Source organism: Fervidobacterium changbaicum (assembly GCF_004117075.1).
GTDB lineage: Bacteria > Thermotogota > Thermotogae > Thermotogales > Fervidobacteriaceae > Fervidobacterium > Fervidobacterium islandicum.
In genome coordinates this window covers 240,575-258,815 of record NZ_CP026721.1, presented here as the reverse complement: position 1 = coordinate 258,815, position 18,241 = coordinate 240,575, and the positions used below count along the sequence as shown (strand labels likewise).

Below are 18,241 nucleotides of genomic sequence, written 5' to 3'. Positions count from 1 at the left end.
GAGAAGTGCAAGAAGAGGAGGTATGTTTATGGGTTTCAAAATCGGGATTGTAGGTGCAACTGGTGCGGTTGGAAGAACGATGCTCGAAGTGCTTGAAAAAAGTAGTGTTCCTGTTTCAGAACTGAGGCTATTTGCGTCGGAAAGGTCAGCAGGTCAGATCCTTACGTTCCGAGGTGCGGATGTAAGGGTTGAAACACTCACGCAAGAGGCTATGAGAGAAGGTTTTGACTACTTACTGTTCTCAGCCGGTGCTGATGTATCAAGAAGGTACGCTCCGATAGCTGCTGAGGTCGGAACAACGGTCATCGATAATTCTTCCGCATTCAGGATGGTTCCGGAAATTCCGCTCGTTGTTCCGGAAATTAATGGGCATCTACTGAAAGGATACCGCGGAATCGTGGCAAATCCGAACTGTTCGACGATCCAGATGGTGCTGGCACTTTATAAAGTGCACGACAAATACCAGCTGCACGAGATATTCGTCTCAACGTATCAAGCGGTTTCCGGGGCTGGTCACAAGGCCATTGTCGAATATGAAAGGCAGCTTTCGGGCGATGATTCTCATTCCGTTTTTGTAAGGCAGATAGCCCACAATGTGATTCCTTTGATAGGAGACCTCAAAGACGATATTTCCCAAGAAGAGTGGAAGATGATAAATGAGACCAAAAAGATATTGAATTCAAAAGCCTTAGCGGTCTTTCCAACAACGGTGAGGGTTCCTGTTAGAATCGGACATTCTGAAAGTGTTATCGCACGCACGCTCTTTCCAATAATGTCAAAGGAAGACCTCATTGAGACGATAGCCTCCGGTGAAGATGTTGTGGTTCACGATGATATTGTCACTCCGCTCGAGGTAGCAGGCGATGATTACGTGCATGTTAGTAGAGTGAGGTTGTTCGATGCACAAACGTTCGGGCTATGGGTTGTAGCAGACAATTTGCGGGTTGGAGCGGCAACAAACGCGGTGAGAATCCTTAAACTGCACAGTGAACTGAACAATCCGACTGTTGAAAGAGAGGTCGAAGAAGTTGAGAGAAGATGAGTTAAGAAGGTACGGAATTACTTTGATTGAGAAGTACTCTGCGACCGGTAATACGTTCGTTGTTGTCGATTCAACTAGCATCGAACTTAGCGATGAAGAAAAGCAGGAAGTTGTGCTTTCGGTTGTTGAGGAAAGAGACGGGGTCATTTTCGTTGAACGGCGTGATGAACGTTTTTTCATGGATTATTTTAACAGGGACGGAAAGAGGGCGGCCTTTTGCGGAAACGGTGCAAGGACGTTTTTGAGATTTCTGTCTGAGCATTTTGGTGTGCAAGGGAAAGTGAGTATAGAAACAAACGCAGGTGTGCTTGTTGGATACACTAAAGAGAACGTTTATGTGCAGATGCCAGAACCAGTTGTCAGTTCTTTGATACCCAAAAAGGAGCTGGAAGACTTCGACGGTGCGTTGATTACAGTAGGTGTACCTCACCTTGTTAAGTACGTCGGTAGTGCGATTTGGGAGTTTGATATGGAGGTTGCAAGGTTGCTCAGACACAGGTACGATGCCAACGTCAATTTGTTTAATGTTTTGAATTCCAGCACGTTTGAGATTCGCACGTTTGAAAGGGGCGTTGAAAGAGAGACGCTATCTTGCGGGTCAGGAACTACTGCAACAGCGTACTTTGTTAAGTATTACGTGCTTGGAAACAACAAGGTTCCTGACAGGTTGACGGCGCATACAAAAGGCGGAGTGCTCAATGTTCTTTTTGAAAGTGATGGAATCTACTTAGAAGGGGGAGTCGAACATGGGTAATTCAGCAGGTCAAATGCGGATGTTCGAAGGGGTCGGGACTGCGATAGTGACACCTTTTGTCAACGGAGAGGTTGATTACGAAAGCTATGAGCGAATCGTTAGATGGCAGTTGGAAAGCGGTGTAAGTGCCATAATCGTTGCAGGTACGACAGGTGAAGGTGCCACATTAAGTGTTGAGGAAAGAGAACAACTGACAACTTTGACAAAGCAGTTGTGCGAAGGCAAGGCTCAGGTCATTGTGGGAACTGGGAGCAACGATACCAAGAAGACTTTGGAACTTTCACTGAGTGCACAACGCTGCGGTGCGGATGCGGTCTTGATAGTGACACCTTACTACAACAAGCCCACTCAAGAAGGTCTTTACGCACACTACAAATATCTGTCCGAAAGGTTGGATATTCCCATCGTCATATACAACGTCCCATCTCGAACAGGCGTGAATATATCTCCTGAAACTGTGGCACGCTTAGCTGCCGAATGCAGGAATGTCAAAGCGATAAAGGAAGCTAATCCGGACGTTGCACAATCAGATGAGATTTACAGATTGACAAAAGACCTCGATTTTTACATATACTCCGGTAACGATGATAGGGCGTTTCACATGATTTGTGCTGGTGCAAAAGGTGTTATCTCCGTGGCTTCGAACGTGATTCCAGCACAGATGGTAGAGATGGTGGATGCGATATTCTCAGCTAACCTTCCAAAAGCCCTCGAGATCCACACACGTCTTCTCCCACTCTTTAAAGCCTTGTTTATCGAAACCAATCCGCTTCCAGTTAAGGCTGCTATGTACTTGATGGGATTGCTGAACAATGAATTCAGGCTCCCACTCGTTCCACCAAAGGAATCGACCGTGGAAAAGCTAAGAGTTGTTCTCAGAGAGTTGGGGGTGATTCAATGAGTGAAAGAAATTTAAGGTATGGCCTAATCGGTGCCAATGGAAAGATGGGTACGGAAATTCAGAGCTATTTTTCTTTGTTCGGTGATGTGTGTGTTTTCAAAAAAGACAAGGGATTTTCAGAAGAAATCGAAACACCGCAGGTAATAATTGACTTCTCATCACCAGACGCAGTTTTTGAAACTGTCGAGCTGTGCAAGAAATATGGTTCTGGACTTGTGATAGGGACAACCGCTCTGATGCAGGAACATTTCGATGCACTACACGAGTTAGCTAACTATGTGCCAGTTGTTCAGAGCTACAATTTTTCGACCGGTATTGCTATTTTAAAAAGGCTATTGAAAGAGTACGGTGCTTATTTTGAAGATTGGGATGCCGCTATGGTTGAAATCCACCACAATCAAAAGAAGGATGCGCCTTCTGGAACTGCGAAGATACTGAAGCAGGCACTGGGCAGGGAGGTGCCTATAAGTTCCATAAGGGTTGGTGGGGTTTTTGGTGAACATACGGTGATTTTCTCGAACTCAGGTGAAACGATAGAGCTAACGCACAGGGCTTTGTCAAGAAGGGCATTTGCAATAGGTGTGAGGAATGCAGCGTTATTTGTGTTAACAAAAGAAAAAGGATTCTACAGCTACGACGATGTGCTCGCATCTGCGGGATTGTAGATTTAAAAATTGGAGGGAGTAAGATGGACATGAAAAAGAGTGCAAGGGAATTAACAAGCGAAGAGATTATTGAACTAATAGCAAAGAGTAAGAAAAGGGATGTTGTTAGGGTTTATGTATCCGGAAATCTTGAGGGCATCGATTTCAATAAATACAGATCTCAAGGTGCTGAGTTTGATTTTGTCGTAGGTAAAGACTTCGGTGTTTTGTTTGGAGATTTGGAAGTGATATCTCAAGTACTTGAGAACAAGAATATACGCCATTACAAAGTGGAGTACATCGCAAGGAATTCGGCTATACCGCTTGCGGATATTTCACGCTTCAATGCAAGGATAGAGCCCGGTGCGATTATTCGTGAGTATGTTGAGATAGGTGATAAGGCGGTTGTTATGATGGGCGCTGTGATTAATATAGGGGCGGTTATAGGTGAAGGGACGATGGTCGATATGAACGCTGTAATCGGTGCGCGAGCTCGCATTGGTAGGTACTGCCACATAGGTGCTGGTGCTGTTGTGGCTGGTGTTGTTGAACCGCCAAGTGCAAATCCCGTTGTCATCGAAGATCACGTCCTTGTTGGTGCGAATGCTGTGATTTTAGAAGGTGTCAGGGTTGGGCATCACGCGGTCGTCGCAGCTGGTGCAGTTGTTGTCAACGATGTTGAACCGTACACCGTTGTCGCTGGTGTGCCGGCAAAGATGGTTAAGAAGGTTGATGAGAAGACAGCCGATAAAACTCAGATTTTGGAAAGTCTCAGAGAGATTAATAAGTAAGTTGAGGATAGGTAGGTGACAGGCATTGACAAGGGTAGGCAGCGACAAAGTCATTGTTCAAAAGTACGGGGGTTCTTCTGTTGCGGATGCCGAGAGGATCAAGAATGTAGCTCGAAGGATAGCAAAGAAAGTCCAAGAAGGGTACAAAGTGGTGACCGTCGTTTCTGCAATGGGGAAAACCACGGATAACCTTATTTCGCTTGCAAAGAGTGTGTCAAGCAGACCGGATGAACGTGAACTCGATATGCTCCTTACAACAGGCGAGCAAGTTTCTTGTGCACTTGTTGCAATGGCTCTTAAAGATATGGGTATAAACGCAATCTCACTGAACGCTTTCCAGGTGAAGATTCTGACAACAAAATCACACAACAATGCAAGGATAATGGATATCAGCGTCAAGAAGTTGAAAGAGTACCTTGATAATCATGATGTGCTCGTGGTAACGGGCTTTCAGGGAGTTACCGAGGATGAGCATCTAACGACTCTCGGTAGGGGTGGTTCTGACACATCGGCGGTGGCGCTGGCCGCCAAGTTGAAATGCGATTGTGAAATCTACAGTGATGTGGCAGGTGTCTACACGTGCGATCCGAAACTCTATCCTCAGACGAAGAAACTTCAGTACGTCACGTACGATGATATGCTGGAAATGGCGGCAACTGGTGCAAAGGTCCTACATTCGCGATCGGTTGAGATAGCGAAAAAATATGGAGTTAAAATCTACTGTGGTTCATCATTCAGCGATGAGGAGGGAACTTGGGTGGTTGACAGGATTCCTGAATGGCTTGAAGAACCTTTGGTAACTGGTGTGAGCTTGGATAGGAACCAAGTCAAAGTGTCCATTATGGACCTTCCAAATGATGCGAATGTTGTTACCGACATATTCAAGAAGGTTGCCGAGAAGGGAATAAACGTCGACATGATTTCGTTGTTGAAAAACGGTTCGGCTACTCACGTTTCGTTTACAGTTGTTCCTGAAAGGCTCGATAAGATCGAAAGTCTTTTGAACGAAACACTGGCAGAATTCGGTGCGAAATACCACTTCTATGGTCAGTATGCTAAAATAACAGTAGTTGGAACTGGCATGCGCTCGCATTACGGTGTTGCGTCGAAGTTGCTCGAAGTTTTGGCAAAGCACGGTGTTGAGCCTGAACTGATAACGACTTCTGAAATTAAGATATCGGTGCTCGTGCCTGAAGATGTTGCACAAGAGCTTGTGAAAAGTATCTGTGAAGCTTTTGATTTGTGAGATGGAAGGTGGAATGATTGGGACTTACTGAGATGCACCTTGAGGAAGTTATCGAACAGTCAAATTTTGAATGCCCCATATGTAAACTCACACAGAGCTCCGTTGAGCAGATAATCGGTAGCCTATTGTATGAGGCTGTAAACGATCCTTCAGTCCGAGCTAAGCTACGTATTGAAGGTTTGTGTCGAAAGCATGTTGAAAAGATAGAGATGTATTTGTCTAAGCATCGGCAACTCGGTTCGATGGGACTAGCGATAATATACGCGGATATGCTCGATCATCTTACCAATTTTGTGCAGTCTGGAACGGAACCTGAGATGACCAACAGATGTGTTTTGTGCGATAAAGAAGGAATGTTTGAAGAGATGTACATTGAATCTTTTGTTGAGAATATCGAGAGCATGATTACGCTTTATGAGTCATCGAACGCTGTATTGTGCTATAGCCATTATGCTGAGATTTCTTCAAGACTTGGTAGTATTCTAAAAGATAGGCTTCAAAGAATTCAAGTGTCTAAATTCAAACACTTGGTAAACTTACTGCATTCGTACGTTGATAAGCACGATTATAGGAACAAGGTTGAGTTCTCAAAAGAGGAAATATGGGCACGTAAGGCGGCGGGATATTTGGTCGGAAAGAGTTTCAAGGTTTTACATCAAGGAAGCGCTGATTCTCCAGACAGTATTCTGAAAAGCATTGGTAAGAAGTTCAAAAAGCGAGGAGAAAAATAGAACCGTTCGAGTTCTTAAATAAGGAGGAAGAATCTATGCTCACTCAAACCGAGTGTTATCTGTCGAATACGTATAATAGATATCCGATAGAGGTTTCCCATGCGAAAGGCATATATATGTGGGATAAGTCGAACAAAAGATACATCGATACGTTCATGGGCATTGGTGTTTTGCTTTTCGGACATGGTCATGAGAAGGTTATACAGGCAATGAAGGAGAAAATCGATAGGTACGTCCATCTTTCGAATTTTTTCGTGGATGACGATGCAAATTACGTGGCGCAAAGACTTGTACGCGAGACAGGAAGGTACGGAAAGGTGTTTTTCACTAATTCAGGGACGGAGAGTACAGAATGTGCACTGAAGGTCGTTAGTAAGGTAAAAAGACATGGTAAGATTGTATCCTTTGTTAAGAATTTTCATGGAAGGACTTTGAAGGCCTTGAGTATCACGGGATTTGATAGTATACGTAATCAGTTCATATCCGATGAAAACGTAGTGTTTCTTCCCTACGATTATCATGTGGTCAAGGAATTCTTTGACAAGACCGAAGATATAGCTGCCGTGTTCATTGAGGTTGTACACGGTAGTGGTGGACTTAATCTGATTCCGAAAGAAATTGTAGATTTGATAAGAACTTACAAGGAGAAGAAGGAATATATAATCGTTGCGGACGAGGTGCAGAGTGGACTTGGTAGAACAGGACGATTTTACGCCTATCAGTATTTCGATATTGAACCTGATATCGTTACTGTGGCAAAAGGCATTGGAGGGGGTTTGCCACTTGGTGCATGTGTAATGCTCGATGAGTTCGCCGATGTCTTCGAGCCAGGTGAACACGGCTCGACGTTTGCTCCGAATCCTGTGGCTCTTGCCGCTGGAAGAGCGGTCTTGGATATGATTGATGAACAGTTGATGCATCAAGTTGTTGAAATGGGCGGGTACTTTGAAAAGCGTTTCTCAGATGTTGGAACCATCTTAGGTATAGGGTTGATGAGGGGAATAAAGCCAAGAGTATCGATTGATTCGAAGTGGGTTGAGAAATTCATAGACCATGGGCTTTTGGTAAATATACTAAGTAGTGGTGTTGTGAGGTTCTTGTTGCCGTTGAACGTAACTGCTGAAGAGATTGACGAGATATACACAAGGTTCTGCAACGTTTTAGAGCACTAAAGTATACGCATCGCCAAAACAGTGCAAATCAATCCTATGTTGGCAAGAAGGTAAAGCGTGTCACTTTTTGACCAACTGAGTGTATAATAGTGACTTCGTTTTGTGACACCGTATTTGCGAGCCTGAAGAGCTAATGATAGCTCTTCGGCTTTCCTTAAAGAAGATACTAACAAAGGGATAATGATACTTGTTAGTGCAGATAGTTTGTTCTTAATACCTTTTTCTGAATACTTCGCACCTCTTGAGATCTGCGCTTTGATAATCCTATCTGCCTCGTCCAAGAGTATTGGGATAAAGCGTATCGATATCGCAAGCATCATGCCGAAATCTTCTCGTGAATCATCCTTTACACCGAAATACTTGAGAATATCGACGATTCCTCTTGCGGTCAGAAGCGGAGGAGTTGTGTATGTGAACATCGTTGCAAAAAGGAAAATGAGAGACAAGCGAAGTCCTATGTAAATACTTGAAGTAATCCCTCCTATGAAGTACTGAACAATAACAGCGAAAACTATCAGAAACCACATACTTTTTAAGCTTCTTAAATATACAACAGGTCTTATTTTTGATAAAAGCATAAAGAAAACAAAAACAGCTACGGGGCCTATGTAGCCAATGAGGTCTTTAACTAACATTACACTCGTAACTTGGATAAGAACGGAAATCATCTTTACCCTGGGATCTAGCTGGTGGATTGGGGAATCTTTTGGGATGTATTTTCCTATGGTCAGTTTCAAAATTGATCACCTACTTTGTACCAATAGATTAAAAGCGAGACGTTCGCTATTTGCTGCTATTTGATTTTTTTGAATTCAAAAAGGCAACGTACTCGGAAATGATTTTCGTGTAGTAATGGAAGAACTTGATCGTGTATACGTTGTACTTATCAGACCGACCGTTGTAAGCAGAGATGGCTCTGGCAAGGTCCCAATCGAATACGTAGCGAAGTGTCAAATAGATGTAGCGATAAGCGATTCTCAGCTGCCAATCTGGGTGATTTATCAGTTCCACGTGATTTCTGTGCTGTTGCTTGAATTGCTTAACATCATCGTAGAAGTTGGCAACGTAAAACACCGCGTTTTCATGGAGTTGGAAATACCCAACAGCTTTACCTTGATCACCGAAGATGTTCCTGAAATTCGTTTCCGAAAGGCCAAAGGCAAGCATGTACAGAGGATCCACACTTTTTGGAACGATCTCAGCTTCTTCCTCCAAAGCTTTTGCCATCAGTTTTGCGTGGTTTTCTGGGACTTTGTGATTAACTAAAAAAACATAGGCAAACTCGTAGAGTTCGCCCGCAAGAATGCTATTCACGCTGAGAATCAACAAGAGTATACAAAAACTCTTGGAAAGATTTGTAAAGTACAGCATAAACCACCTCTTCGTCGAAGGAAATTAGAACAGAATTTCTAACTCACAACCTTCAAAGCATTTAAACCTCTCCCTTGCAACACCCTTATTCACCGCAATTTCAATGTATCCCGTACTGTCTTCGTGTATTAAGAGCTCTCCTTCGTTGACATCTGCGTAGGTTTCAACAACGGGGACAGCAACTGTTTTGTTGCCTATTCTCAATTTCACTTGGTCTTTCTGAGCAACCCAGGAGAAAGGCACGTTGGTTTCGATATTGCCAAACCTGTCAAAGTAGGCCACTTCCCCAAAGATACCGGTGGCACTCATGTGCGCCTTTCTGTAAGGAACGGTGGCGTAATTCGGTAACCTTGTTCCTAATTCATCGAAGATACCTTTTGTGATGTACGCAGCTGCAGGTGAGAAGATATCACGGCCGTGGAATGTTCTTGAGCTTCCAAAGTGATATTTCTTGTTTACCAAATCAACGATCTTCCTTGGTAGGTGCCTTTCCAAAACCAGTGTGAGGATACCATTATCAGGTGCAACGAAATAGTACTTTTCAGTTTCCACTGCTATTGCTTTTCTAGCTGTACCAACACCATAGTCGACTACAATAAGGAAAACAGACTTTTCAGGAAAGTAGTCGACGCTTCTATCCAAGATATACATAGCTTCTCTTACATTGTAAGGAGTGATGTTGTGTGTTAGGTCCACAATTTCTGCATCCGTTATATGTCGCATCACGCCTTTGCAGATACCAACGTAATGTGAATTTCCCCAATCGGTCATGAATACAATCACACCAGACACCTTCCTTTCAGTGGTGTTTCTAAGAGTTTCGATTTTTCCTATTCAGGTTGCTTTTCAAAATTCATTGTACAGTTCAACTAACCATTTTACCATAAAGTCGACAAGGTGTGGAATAACCTCGTCACCTGGCAAGAATTTAGGATGGTGCAATCCTATTACTTCGTTCCCTGTCCTAACACCTGCCCAGAACATCAAGGATGGATATTTCATCGTGAAAAATCCGAAGTCCTCACCTGTATATTTCATCCCACAATCTATGAATTTGTACGAGTTTTTTGAAACGAAGTCTTTGAATAGACCATAAATAACGGTGTTATTGACAACGGGTGGGTAGAGACTTCCCTTCTCCAATGTTCCACCGTATTTTTCTACCATTTTAGTAAGTTTTTGAAAATTCTCAAAGACAATTTCAAGTGTTTCTCCACGTATAGAACCCTCAACCTGTGCATAGTCTGCAACAGCGTTTCTTACATTACCACCAAACATTTTTCCAAAACCTGCCAGTACCCTTCTGCCTAAAGTTGAGTCATCTATGGGGTTGTTGTAGAACTCAGAGAGAAATCCTACGGCATTTCTTATTGCATCTATACCTTTCTCTTTTTGAGCGATGTGGGCTGATACTCCTTTGAATTTTGCGGTAATTTCCATTGCGCAAGCAAAGAGTGTACCATTGGTAGATGCAAACTCTCCGAGTTTGTATTCATCAGTAACGTGGAGTGCTGTTGCGCACTTCACTTTGTACTTTTCTCTTAATTCATCAAGGACGTACTTTGCACCTCCGATAGTTTCTTCCGCAGGCTGGAAAACGAAGACGTAGTTTCCCTCTATTTTTTCTTCCAGAATCTTCTTAATTACACCGTACATCACAGACATATGGACATCATGACCACACGCGTGCATAAGTCCTTCGTTTTTTGAAGCAAATTCCCAGCCTGTTTCTTCTCTTATCGGGAGTGCATCCATATCGGCTCTGTAGAGAACCGAAGGTTTCGCAGGAGATTGTTCTATAAGGACAACTAGACCTGTTTTCGCGATCTTTTCGTACTTAACTCCGAGTTTTTCAAGTTCTTTGATAATTATTTCTTGGGTTTTGTACTCGTTAAACGCGAGCTCTGGCGACATGTGAAGTCTGTGTCTCATTTCTATCGGTGAAATGGCATTTGAAATGTTTTCCATACCCATCGCTACACCTCTCCAATCCGTCGCGTTCTTTTACCGGTCACTTAGAATTATACCAAAAATCGGCGAAAAGAAAAAAGTCCACCTTCTCAGGTGGACAAAGTTATAAAGGTGAGGTTATGCGTTTTTGCGTAGAGGCATTAGGAACTGAGAATTCACACTTTGAAATCGACTTGCCTGACCGTTCCGACACTTCCGTTCTCAGTAAGGTAAATACCCGTACGTCTTATAATCGTATCGTAGTAGTCAAAAGGAGTAGTTACGCTTCCAAGAAATATCGCCCCAACGTTCAGGTCTAACAAGCCAACAAGTTTTTGCCTTCCATTTTCATCAGTTGTCCAGATTTTCAGTTTTAAGAACTCCACATCGTCTTCATCTATCCAATTATCTCCGTCACTGTCCAGCTTGCCCAGTTCAGAAAACCCATCACCAGTTACAGGTCCGAGCAATTCTCTTGCATCGTCTACCTTCCCGTTTCCGTTCTTATCGTACACGAGCAGCCCTCGCCCGTTACCGATGTAGAATTTTTCGAGCTTTCCATCAAAATTCAGGTCAAGTTCGACGACTTGCTCCTTGCCGGTCGGTGATTTTAAATCAAGGGCAAGTGGATCCACAACTTTTCCAGATACCTTTTCATATGAATAGGTCATTTGGAAGAGCGAAGCTTGAATGGAAAAATCTATTGTTCTGCCGTCTTTTGTCTTTACTTGTCCGGTTGCCGAGAAGTTTGAGTATTGGAGATTCAAAGATTCTGTCTCATTTTCAAACTCAACAACTTCTTGTGCGTCTTTTTTGTTTACGGAAATCTCGTATTGTGTTCCTGGAAGATAGATTTTCAACTTCTTACCTGTCAGTTTTTCCAACATCATCTTGAGTATCTTGATCTTGTTCAAAGTCTTCTCATCGATCATAGGCGATTTTTCATAAACCGTGATTTCAACAGTTGCTGGAATTTTGTATTTACGAACCGTTGAAGAGTTTCGCACGTAATTCAAACTAAGGTTTTCTGACGAAAGTGCTACGTTGTATTCTTCTATTCTCATTTGCTCACCACCTCTTGGAGATGGAACAAAACTTTGTGGAGTGAGTATTTCCAATTATATTATCGGAATATCAAACATGAACTGTAGGCTATCAGACTTTTAAAAAAGTGAAGAGATTTTGCAAATGAATATCGATAGTGTGTTATAATTGTTCATGAGCAACTATATGTCCAAGGATTGAGAAAACACTTCCATTTTAATTTTGGTACTATGAGGTGAAAAGATGATATGCCCAAATCTGCAAGGATGTAAGTTCTTCAATATCACTCTCTCGGGAAAAAGCGCACTTCAGGAATACTATAAATCGAATTACTGTTCAGCAAGTGATAAGTACAAAGACTGCGCTCGTTAGATCGTTTGCCAAAAGCTTGGAAAAGAACACGTACCCGATGACCTGTTTCCAAATCAAAAAGAGAGGGCGGAGTTGATACTTCTAGAGGCACAATCCAAAGGAAAATTAACTTAGCACTATTAATAAATCCAGTCATTTCCGGGAGGGGGAGCATATGAGTTTTGTTTTATCAGGAAACATATTTAAAAAGAGCGTGCTTTTGTCTATTGCAATGCTCTTGAGTGTTTTTGTAACACTATTTGGATTCAAGGTTACGTTCGTTGTTGAGGTTCCAACGTACACACCTTTTGATGATGATGATGTTTACATAGCGGGTACGTTTAATAACTGGAATCCAAAAGACGAAAGGTACAAGTTGGAAAGGGCTGGAGAGGTTTATACGATAACACTTGAGCTTAACGGACCGATTGAATTCAAATTTACCCGAGGTTCATGGGAGACCGTTGAAAAGGGTCAAAAAGGTCAGGAGATTCCTAACAGGGTGCTGAACGTTGACAAAGATATGGTTGTTAATATCACCGTAAATCACTGGAGGGATTTTGTGGAAAAGCAGCAAGCAGGTCTGAGAAAGACGTACACTGGAAACATAAAGTTGATTAAGGATTTTTATTCTCCAGAGCTCGGGAACAAAAGAGACATAATCATCTACCTTCCACCGGATTACGAAACTTCGGATGAGAGGTATCCCGTTCTGTACATGCACGACGGTCAGAATATCTTCGATGCCTCAACTTCGTTTTCGGGTGTTGAGTGGGGTGCAGATGAAAGTGCGGAAGAGTTAATTAAAAAAGGTTTGATGCGTCCGATTATAATTGTTGGGATATACTACACGGGCGCGGAAAGGATAAACGAGTACTCCCCTTGGGTTGATTCAAGTTACGGAGGAGGAAAAGGAGATCTGTATGCGAAGTTCATTGTAAACACCCTCAAACCTTACATCGATGAGCATTTCAGAACCTTACCAGACAGAGAAAACACAGCCATAATGGGTTCGTCGATGGGTGGTTTGATTTCACTTTACATAGGTTTTGAATACAACGATGTCTTTTCGAAAATAGGTGCGATGAGTCCATCTGTTTGGTTTGCAAATAGGAAGTTGGTAGAATATGTAAGAAATGCACAAGTTGAAGATTTTACAATGGTGTACGTCGATATTGGAACAGCAGAGGGTTCTAATCCAGTAGACCGCTTAAACGATGCTCGCGAGCTTTACAAGGTCTTGCTCCAAAAGGAGAATCTTGAAGTATTCTACATCGAAGATAGGGGAGCCCCACACTCTGAAAGTGCTTGGGCAAGGCGGCTACCAGAAGTTCTACTTTATTTCTTTGGTAAAGAGTAGAAATGCTGATTCCTGCAGGAGGTGCAAAGATGGCTAAGAATTTCTGGTTTCGCTTTTTAATATTTGCTTTTTTGATAATATTTTCGACTCTGTTGCTTTCCTGGAGTGGCCATGAGTCGTACACATATTTGGTCGTAAAATCGCTGAAAATTGACGTTGACAGATTGGTTGAGATAAGGCCTTACACTTACAAAGAAAGCCGTGTTTACAACATGGAGTTTTACTACACCGATGATTTTGCAGGTCAGCGAAAGTTCTTCGATTCTCTCAACGATGGAATTTTTCCGCCTGATCCTGAACCTGTCGATGGTAAGTTACCTGTGTGGCAGATAATGACAATATATGCACAGTTTCCGGATTTTGGAATGGATGAAGGATTGAACCTTTCCCCGCTTCAGTCACTTATTGGTAATAGTCAAGGTGTCAGGCATATGAGGTATAAATTAGGATTAATTGAAGCATTCGAAGGAGATAAGTCATTCTTGTACTTTGTTGAGATGTCTAAACAAGCATTTTCAAAAGGTGATGAATACTGGGGCTACAGGTTCCTATCTTACGCGCTCCATTATATGGAGGACCTATTCCAGCCATACCACGAAACACCTGGAACGTTCTGGGAAGTTGTGAGAAGCTTAATGGATAAGAAGACGAAGAATCTTTTGAACAACGCACACTATACGTACGACAACTATCTGGCTTTTCTGATTCATTATTCGAAGCACAGCGAAGAGATACGGAATTTGATAACCAGCACGCCAAAAAGAAGAATACCTTCGAATTACGAGGCGTTGATAAACGAGGTAATGATGTACGGTTATTCGAGATTTCCAGAAGTCCACAAGCGTATAAAGGATGTGATGGGCGATATGTTAACAGAACGCGTTCCCACACTTGAGGACTTCAAAAGGCTGGAAGCAGAGGGGAAGCTTGATAAGTTGTACGATGTAACGAAGGAAATAATCGTTGTGATGACTGGAACGATAAAGGCGTTTCTTGAAAACTATCTGTCAAGCTATGTGGAAAAGTAGTTTCCTTGTGGAAGAAAGCATATCCGAAGAATAAGATTCATTGGTATGTTTTCGATATCTTAAACGATAAAAACACATGAATAATGTAATTTTTCGAGACTGCGTGGAGTTTTTTGGACTCCACGTTTTTTTATTGACAATGTATAATGAATTACAGATTATTGCATTCCAATTTAGGAGGTGCGCCTATGTGGGAGCATGTTAAAGTCACCGATCCTGAGATTTACGAAGTGATTCTAAAGGAATGGGAAAGGCAAGAGTACGGACTCGAGCTCATAGCTTCTGAAAACTTTGTTTCTTTAGCTGTTATGGAAGCGATGGGGAGTGTTTTAACGAACAAGTATGCAGAAGGATACCCAAAAAAGCGCTATTACGGTGGATGTGAATGGGTTGATGTAGCTGAAACACTCGCAAGAGAACGCGCAAAGAAATTGTTCAACGCGAAGTATGCAAACGTGCAACCTCATTCTGGTTCTCAGGCTAACATGGGAGCGTATTTTGCTCTTGCAGAGCCAGGCTCTGTGCTGATGGGTATGTCACTGAGTCACGGAGGACACCTTACACACGGTGCAAGTGTAAATTTCTCAGGTCAGATATACAAAGTCGTTCAGTACGGTGTTAACCCACAAACAGAGGTCATCGATTACGACGAAGTAAGAAAGCTCGCATTAGAACACAGACCGAAGATAATCGTTGCAGGTGGTAGTGCTTATTCGAGAATCATAGACTTCAAGAAGTTTAGGGAAATAGCTGACGAAGTGGGAGCTTACCTTGTAGTCGATATGGCACACTTTGCTGGACTCGTTGCTGCAGGTCTTTATCCGAACCCACTTGAGTATGCGCATGTTGTTACAAGTACGACACACAAAACTTTGCGAGGTCCACGCGGTGGTTTGATATTGACTAATGATGAAGAGATTTACAAGGCGATTAACAAAGCAATCTTCCCAGGGATTCAAGGCGGTCCGTTGATGCATGTTATCGCAGCAAAGGCTGTCTGTTTCAAGGAAGCACTTACCGAAGAATTCAAGGAGTATCAAAAACAGGTTGTAGCAAATGCGAAAGCACTGGCAAAGGCATTGGAGGATAGAGGTCTAAGAATTGTGTCGGGAGGAACGGATACTCATTTGATGCTTGTTGATTTGAATCCGCTTAACGTAACAGGTAAAGCAGCCGAAACAGCTCTCGGATACTGCCATATCACCGTCAACAAAAACACGATACCTAACGAAACAAGGTCACCATTCGTGGCAAGTGGTATAAGGCTTGGAACTCCTGCGTTAACCACACGTGGGATGAAGGAAAAAGAGATGGAAATCATCGCTGAGTTAATTGTTAAAGTCTTGAAGAACATCAAAGACGAGGAAGGAAATATCGATGAAGGCGTTGCAAAAGAGGTGTCTTCACAAGTAATTGAATTGTGCAAACAGTTCCCACTTTACGAAGGAAAAATAAAGTTAGCGTAAGTAGACTAACAAATACGGAGGTGCGACAATGATTGTCAGACCTTTTCGAGCTCTGAGGCCAACGAAAGAGATGGTTGATAAGATCGCCGCTAAACCATACGACGTCGTAACAGAAGAAATGGCCAGAGAGGTGGCTAAGAACAATCCATATACGTTTTACAAGGTCTCAAGACCTGAGATAAACTTTGAGCAGCCTGTGGATACGCATGATCCAAAGGTTCTGGAAACTGGTAGGAAGCACTTGGAATGGTTGACGGAGAATGGATACATGTTCGTTGAAGACAGACCTTCCATTTACATTTATCAGCAGCATTGGAGAGACCATGTGCAAACCGGATTTTTTGCAACATTCTCAGTAGATGAATACATCGAGAACAAGATAAAGAAGCACGAACTGACAAGGAAAGACAAAGAAGACGAAAGGGCTCTCCATGTGAAGGTAGTTAAAGCACATACGGGACCTGTGTTTTTAATGTACAAATCCAAACCGGAAATTGATAACTTGATTATGAAACACACAGCAGGAACACCAGAATATGATTTCGTTGATGAATCCGGTGTGAGACACATAGTTTGGGTGCTAAGAGACGAAAACGAAATTCAAGAAATTGTTGATGCATTTAAGTCCGTTGATTCTTTCTACATCGCCGACGGTCACCACAGAGCAGCAGCGGCTGTAAGGGCTGCTATCGACTTTAGGAATGAAAATCCAAATTACACAGGTGAAGAAGAATTCAACTATTTCTTGGCAGCACTATTTCCACACAACCAGCTTAAGATACTTGATTACAACAGGGTGGTTAAGGATCTGAATGGTATGAGCGAAGATGAATTCTTAAGAAGGGTTTCTGAAAAATTCGAGGTTACTCCAGTGGACGGAGTTTATAGACCCGAAAAAAAACATACAATAGGTATGTACCTGTCAGGAAAGTGGTACAAGTTGGAACCAAAGAGCGGAACGTACGATGAGAACGATGTAATCGCTTCGCTTGACGTGTCAATTCTGCAGAATAATCTTCTTGCACCTATCCTTGGAATAGAAAATCCAAGAACGGATAAGAGAATAGATTTTGTTGGTGGTATTCTTGGTATAGAAGAACTGATAAGGCTTGTCGACGGTAGAGAGTTCAAAGTTGCGTTTGCTATGTATCCAACATCGATCAACGACCTTTTGAGAGTTTCTGACGAAGGTAAAATCATGCCTCCAAAATCTACATGGTTTGAACCAAAATTGAAGAGTGGAATCGTTGTCCATCTGATTTGAATATGACGCTATGATGTTGAAAAAGGCGCCGATTATTGGCGCCTTTTCTTTATTTCACGCAGCCTTCGTAGAATTGCTTTGGCACGTTTATCACCGATACCTTCGACTCTTTGCAGGACATTCGCATTCGTCTTTACGAGCTGGTCTATGGACCTGAATGACTTGATGACGTTTTGTGATATGTTCATTGGAATGTGGACTTCGTTTCTCAAGATTCTGTAACCTCTTGGTCTCACAATCGTGTCGGAAACCTGCTGTGAATTAACAACATCGTATCCTAATGCCTTTGCAAACGGGACAACACGGTGGTCTATCCTCATCATAGTTTCAAGAATTTGCTTTGCTTCGTCTTCCGTTACATCTTTTTTCGAATAATCCATTATTACCAACGTAAGTAGTTCTTCTAAATCTTTGAGAACCTCGCGTAACCTGAGTTGAGATAACCGTCCTTCGACACCTAATTCAATGATGTTTAATTCTATACTTGACGATATCGACTTGATTTCAATACCTCTGATGAGGATTTCGCAGACTGAATCGAGCGGAACACTTCCCTCAATCTCGAGTTTGTCGAGCAATTCCAAATCCCTATCGAAGGACTCCCTAAACCTTTCAAGTGCGTTAATCGTTTGCCCTACTTTTGTTAGGACAAAGTTTATATCACCAAATACGTACTTTTTATCTTTATAATACAAGGTTACAACATTTCTTCGCTTTGATATCGCAACCACCATGACGCCAAGCTGCCTGGCTAACCTTTCGGCAGTTCTATGACGTGTGCCTGTTTCTGACGTTGGAATGCCAGGGTCTGGCACTATATGAACGTTGGCTGCTAAGATCTTCGATGCATTTTTGTCCATAACTATAGCTCCGTCCATTTTTGAAAGTTCGTACAGTCGCTCAGGTGAAAAAGCACATTCGATTCTAAAGCCCGCTTGTAATATATTAGAGTACCTCGGAAATTCTTCCTCATCTATGAAAACAATGAGAGCACCTAGTTGTGCGTGTATAATGTCATCAAGTGCTTTTCTAAGTTTCGTACCAGGAGATAGGAGTTTTATTTTTTCTGTGAGTTCTTGTTCGATAGGTTCTATCATGTCATCACATCCTTTTACACAGAATTTCT

At 42.4% G+C, this 18,241-nt stretch carries 19 protein-coding genes; 13 read left to right on the top strand and 6 right to left on the bottom strand.

Annotation, left to right across the window (positions count from 1 at the left end; all coding sequences use genetic code 11):
• Positions 1 to 28: 28 nt before the first annotated feature.
• Genes CBS1_RS01200 through CBS1_RS01165 form a run of 8 tightly spaced genes read left to right on the top strand, consistent with a single transcriptional unit; the run spans position 29 to position 7,281 of the window.
• Positions 29 to 1,042, top strand: a complete 1,014-nt coding sequence (locus tag CBS1_RS01200; protein ID WP_033191324.1) for an aspartate-semialdehyde dehydrogenase — start codon at positions 29 to 31, stop codon at positions 1,040 to 1,042.
• Entirely contained in the window at positions 1,029 to 1,796 is a 768-nt protein-coding gene (gene dapF, locus CBS1_RS01195) for a diaminopimelate epimerase (RefSeq protein ID WP_052107096.1), read from the top strand. The genes CBS1_RS01200 and dapF overlap by 14 nt, the downstream gene beginning before the upstream one ends.
• A 19-nt stretch (positions 1,797 to 1,815) precedes the next feature.
• The gene (gene dapA, locus CBS1_RS01190) at positions 1,816 to 2,697 is read left to right on the top strand and encodes a 4-hydroxy-tetrahydrodipicolinate synthase (protein WP_033192486.1); all 882 of its coding nucleotides are present in this window, start codon (positions 1,816 to 1,818) and stop codon (positions 2,695 to 2,697) included.
• On the top strand, positions 2,694 to 3,362 hold the full coding sequence (locus tag CBS1_RS01185) for a 4-hydroxy-tetrahydrodipicolinate reductase (RefSeq protein WP_033191323.1): 669 nt from the start codon (positions 2,694 to 2,696) through the stop codon (positions 3,360 to 3,362). The genes dapA and CBS1_RS01185 overlap by 4 nt, the downstream gene beginning before the upstream one ends.
• A 23-nt stretch (positions 3,363 to 3,385) precedes the next feature.
• Positions 3,386 to 4,132: a 2,3,4,5-tetrahydropyridine-2,6-dicarboxylate N-acetyltransferase gene (gene dapD / locus CBS1_RS01180; RefSeq protein WP_084384011.1), complete on the top strand. Its 747-nt coding sequence runs from the start codon at positions 3,386 to 3,388 to the stop codon at positions 4,130 to 4,132.
• Positions 4,133 to 4,157: 25 nt separating this feature from the next.
• On the top strand, positions 4,158 to 5,378 hold the full coding sequence (locus CBS1_RS01175) for an aspartate kinase (protein WP_033191322.1): 1,221 nt from the start codon (positions 4,158 to 4,160) through the stop codon (positions 5,376 to 5,378).
• 17 nt (positions 5,379 to 5,395) lie between these two features.
• Entirely contained in the window at positions 5,396 to 6,109 is a 714-nt protein-coding gene (locus CBS1_RS01170; RefSeq protein ID WP_052107095.1) for a DUF6062 family protein, read from the top strand.
• A gap of 35 nt (positions 6,110 to 6,144) precedes the next feature.
• Entirely contained in the window at positions 6,145 to 7,281 is a 1,137-nt protein-coding gene (locus CBS1_RS01165) for an aspartate aminotransferase family protein (RefSeq protein ID WP_033191321.1), read from the top strand.
• On the opposite strand, the gene CBS1_RS01160 is transcribed toward CBS1_RS01165, so the two are convergent.
• From CBS1_RS01160 to CBS1_RS01140, 5 genes are all read right to left on the bottom strand, one after another.
• Entirely contained in the window at positions 7,278 to 8,018 is a 741-nt protein-coding gene (locus CBS1_RS01160) for an energy-coupling factor transporter transmembrane component T family protein (RefSeq protein WP_033191320.1), read from the bottom strand. The two genes, CBS1_RS01165 and CBS1_RS01160, sit on opposite strands and share 4 nt — an antisense overlap.
• 46 nt (positions 8,019 to 8,064) lie before the next feature.
• Positions 8,065 to 8,652, bottom strand: a complete 588-nt coding sequence (locus CBS1_RS01155) for a hypothetical protein (RefSeq protein ID WP_052107094.1) — start codon at positions 8,650 to 8,652, stop codon at positions 8,065 to 8,067.
• A 24-nt stretch (positions 8,653 to 8,676) separates the two neighbouring features.
• On the bottom strand, positions 8,677 to 9,435 hold the full coding sequence (locus tag CBS1_RS01150; protein ID WP_033191319.1) for an SAM hydrolase/SAM-dependent halogenase family protein: 759 nt from the start codon (positions 9,433 to 9,435) through the stop codon (positions 8,677 to 8,679).
• A gap of 63 nt (positions 9,436 to 9,498) precedes the next feature.
• Positions 9,499 to 10,626: a M20 metallopeptidase family protein gene (locus CBS1_RS01145; RefSeq protein WP_407918652.1), complete on the bottom strand. Its 1,128-nt coding sequence runs from the start codon at positions 10,624 to 10,626 to the stop codon at positions 9,499 to 9,501.
• A gap of 152 nt (positions 10,627 to 10,778) precedes the next feature.
• Positions 10,779 to 11,666 carry an FG-GAP repeat domain-containing protein gene (locus CBS1_RS01140; protein ID WP_033191318.1) on the bottom strand — a complete coding sequence of 296 codons (888 nt, stop codon included), beginning with the start codon at positions 11,664 to 11,666 and terminating at the stop codon, positions 10,779 to 10,781.
• A gap of 223 nt (positions 11,667 to 11,889) precedes the next feature.
• On the opposite strand from CBS1_RS01140, the gene CBS1_RS10735 reads away from it, so the two are divergent.
• The 5 genes from CBS1_RS10735 to CBS1_RS01120 all read left to right on the top strand — a co-directional run bounded on the left by CBS1_RS10735 (position 11,890) and on the right by CBS1_RS01120 (position 17,115).
• Positions 11,890 to 12,018 carry a hypothetical protein gene (locus tag CBS1_RS10735; protein ID WP_256329717.1) on the top strand — a complete coding sequence of 43 codons (129 nt, stop codon included), beginning with the start codon at positions 11,890 to 11,892 and terminating at the stop codon, positions 12,016 to 12,018.
• Positions 12,019 to 12,172: 154 nt separating this feature from the next.
• Entirely contained in the window at positions 12,173 to 13,357 is a 1,185-nt protein-coding gene (locus CBS1_RS01135) for an alpha/beta hydrolase-fold protein (protein WP_033191316.1), read from the top strand.
• A gap of 29 nt (positions 13,358 to 13,386) precedes the next feature.
• Positions 13,387 to 14,385 (top strand): phospholipase C/P1 nuclease family protein, encoded by a 999-nt coding sequence (locus tag CBS1_RS01130; protein WP_052107093.1) that lies wholly within the window; start codon positions 13,387 to 13,389, stop codon positions 14,383 to 14,385.
• A 188-nt stretch (positions 14,386 to 14,573) separates the two neighbouring features.
• Positions 14,574 to 15,851, top strand: a complete 1,278-nt coding sequence (gene glyA / locus CBS1_RS01125; protein WP_033191315.1) for a serine hydroxymethyltransferase — start codon at positions 14,574 to 14,576, stop codon at positions 15,849 to 15,851.
• Positions 15,852 to 15,879: 28 nt separating this feature from the next.
• A complete protein-coding gene (locus tag CBS1_RS01120; protein ID WP_090222834.1) occupies positions 15,880 to 17,115 on the top strand; it encodes a DUF1015 domain-containing protein in 1,236 nt (411 codons plus the stop codon).
• A gap of 32 nt (positions 17,116 to 17,147) precedes the next feature.
• On the opposite strand, the gene disA is transcribed toward CBS1_RS01120, so the two are convergent.
• Complete coding sequence (disA, locus tag CBS1_RS01115; RefSeq protein ID WP_090222835.1) at positions 17,148 to 18,212, bottom strand: DNA integrity scanning diadenylate cyclase DisA; 1,065 nt, start codon at positions 18,210 to 18,212, stop codon at positions 17,148 to 17,150.
• Between the last annotated feature and the right edge of the window lie 29 nt (positions 18,213 to 18,241).

Bases quoted from the DNA above. Each gene is read 5' to 3' on its own strand.
- CBS1_RS01135 (WP_033191316.1), top strand. From the start codon at position 12,173: ATGAGTTTTGTTTTATCAGGAAACATATTTAAAAAGAGCGTGCTTTTG.
- CBS1_RS01120 (WP_090222834.1), top strand. From the start codon at position 15,880: ATGATTGTCAGACCTTTTCGAGCTCTGAGGCCAACGAAAGAGATGGTT.
- CBS1_RS01145 (WP_407918652.1), bottom strand. From the start codon at position 10,626: ATGGGTATGGAAAACATTTCAAATGCCATTTCACCGATAGAAATGAGA.
- CBS1_RS01200 (WP_033191324.1), top strand. From the start codon at position 29: ATGGGTTTCAAAATCGGGATTGTAGGTGCAACTGGTGCGGTTGGAAGA.
- CBS1_RS01130 (WP_052107093.1), top strand. From the start codon at position 13,387: ATGGCTAAGAATTTCTGGTTTCGCTTTTTAATATTTGCTTTTTTGATA.
- CBS1_RS10735 (WP_256329717.1), top strand. From the start codon at position 11,890: ATGATATGCCCAAATCTGCAAGGATGTAAGTTCTTCAATATCACTCTC.
- CBS1_RS01140 (WP_033191318.1), bottom strand. From the start codon at position 11,666: ATGAGAATAGAAGAATACAACGTAGCACTTTCGTCAGAAAACCTTAGT.
- dapD (WP_084384011.1), top strand. From the start codon at position 3,386: ATGGACATGAAAAAGAGTGCAAGGGAATTAACAAGCGAAGAGATTATT.
- CBS1_RS01185 (WP_033191323.1), top strand. From the start codon at position 2,694: ATGAGTGAAAGAAATTTAAGGTATGGCCTAATCGGTGCCAATGGAAAG.
- CBS1_RS01155 (WP_052107094.1), bottom strand. From the start codon at position 8,652: ATGCTGTACTTTACAAATCTTTCCAAGAGTTTTTGTATACTCTTGTTG.
- glyA (WP_033191315.1), top strand. From the start codon at position 14,574: ATGTGGGAGCATGTTAAAGTCACCGATCCTGAGATTTACGAAGTGATT.
- disA (WP_090222835.1), bottom strand. From the start codon at position 18,212: ATGATAGAACCTATCGAACAAGAACTCACAGAAAAAATAAAACTCCTA.
- CBS1_RS01165 (WP_033191321.1), top strand. From the start codon at position 6,145: ATGCTCACTCAAACCGAGTGTTATCTGTCGAATACGTATAATAGATAT.
- dapA (WP_033192486.1), top strand. From the start codon at position 1,816: ATGTTCGAAGGGGTCGGGACTGCGATAGTGACACCTTTTGTCAACGGA.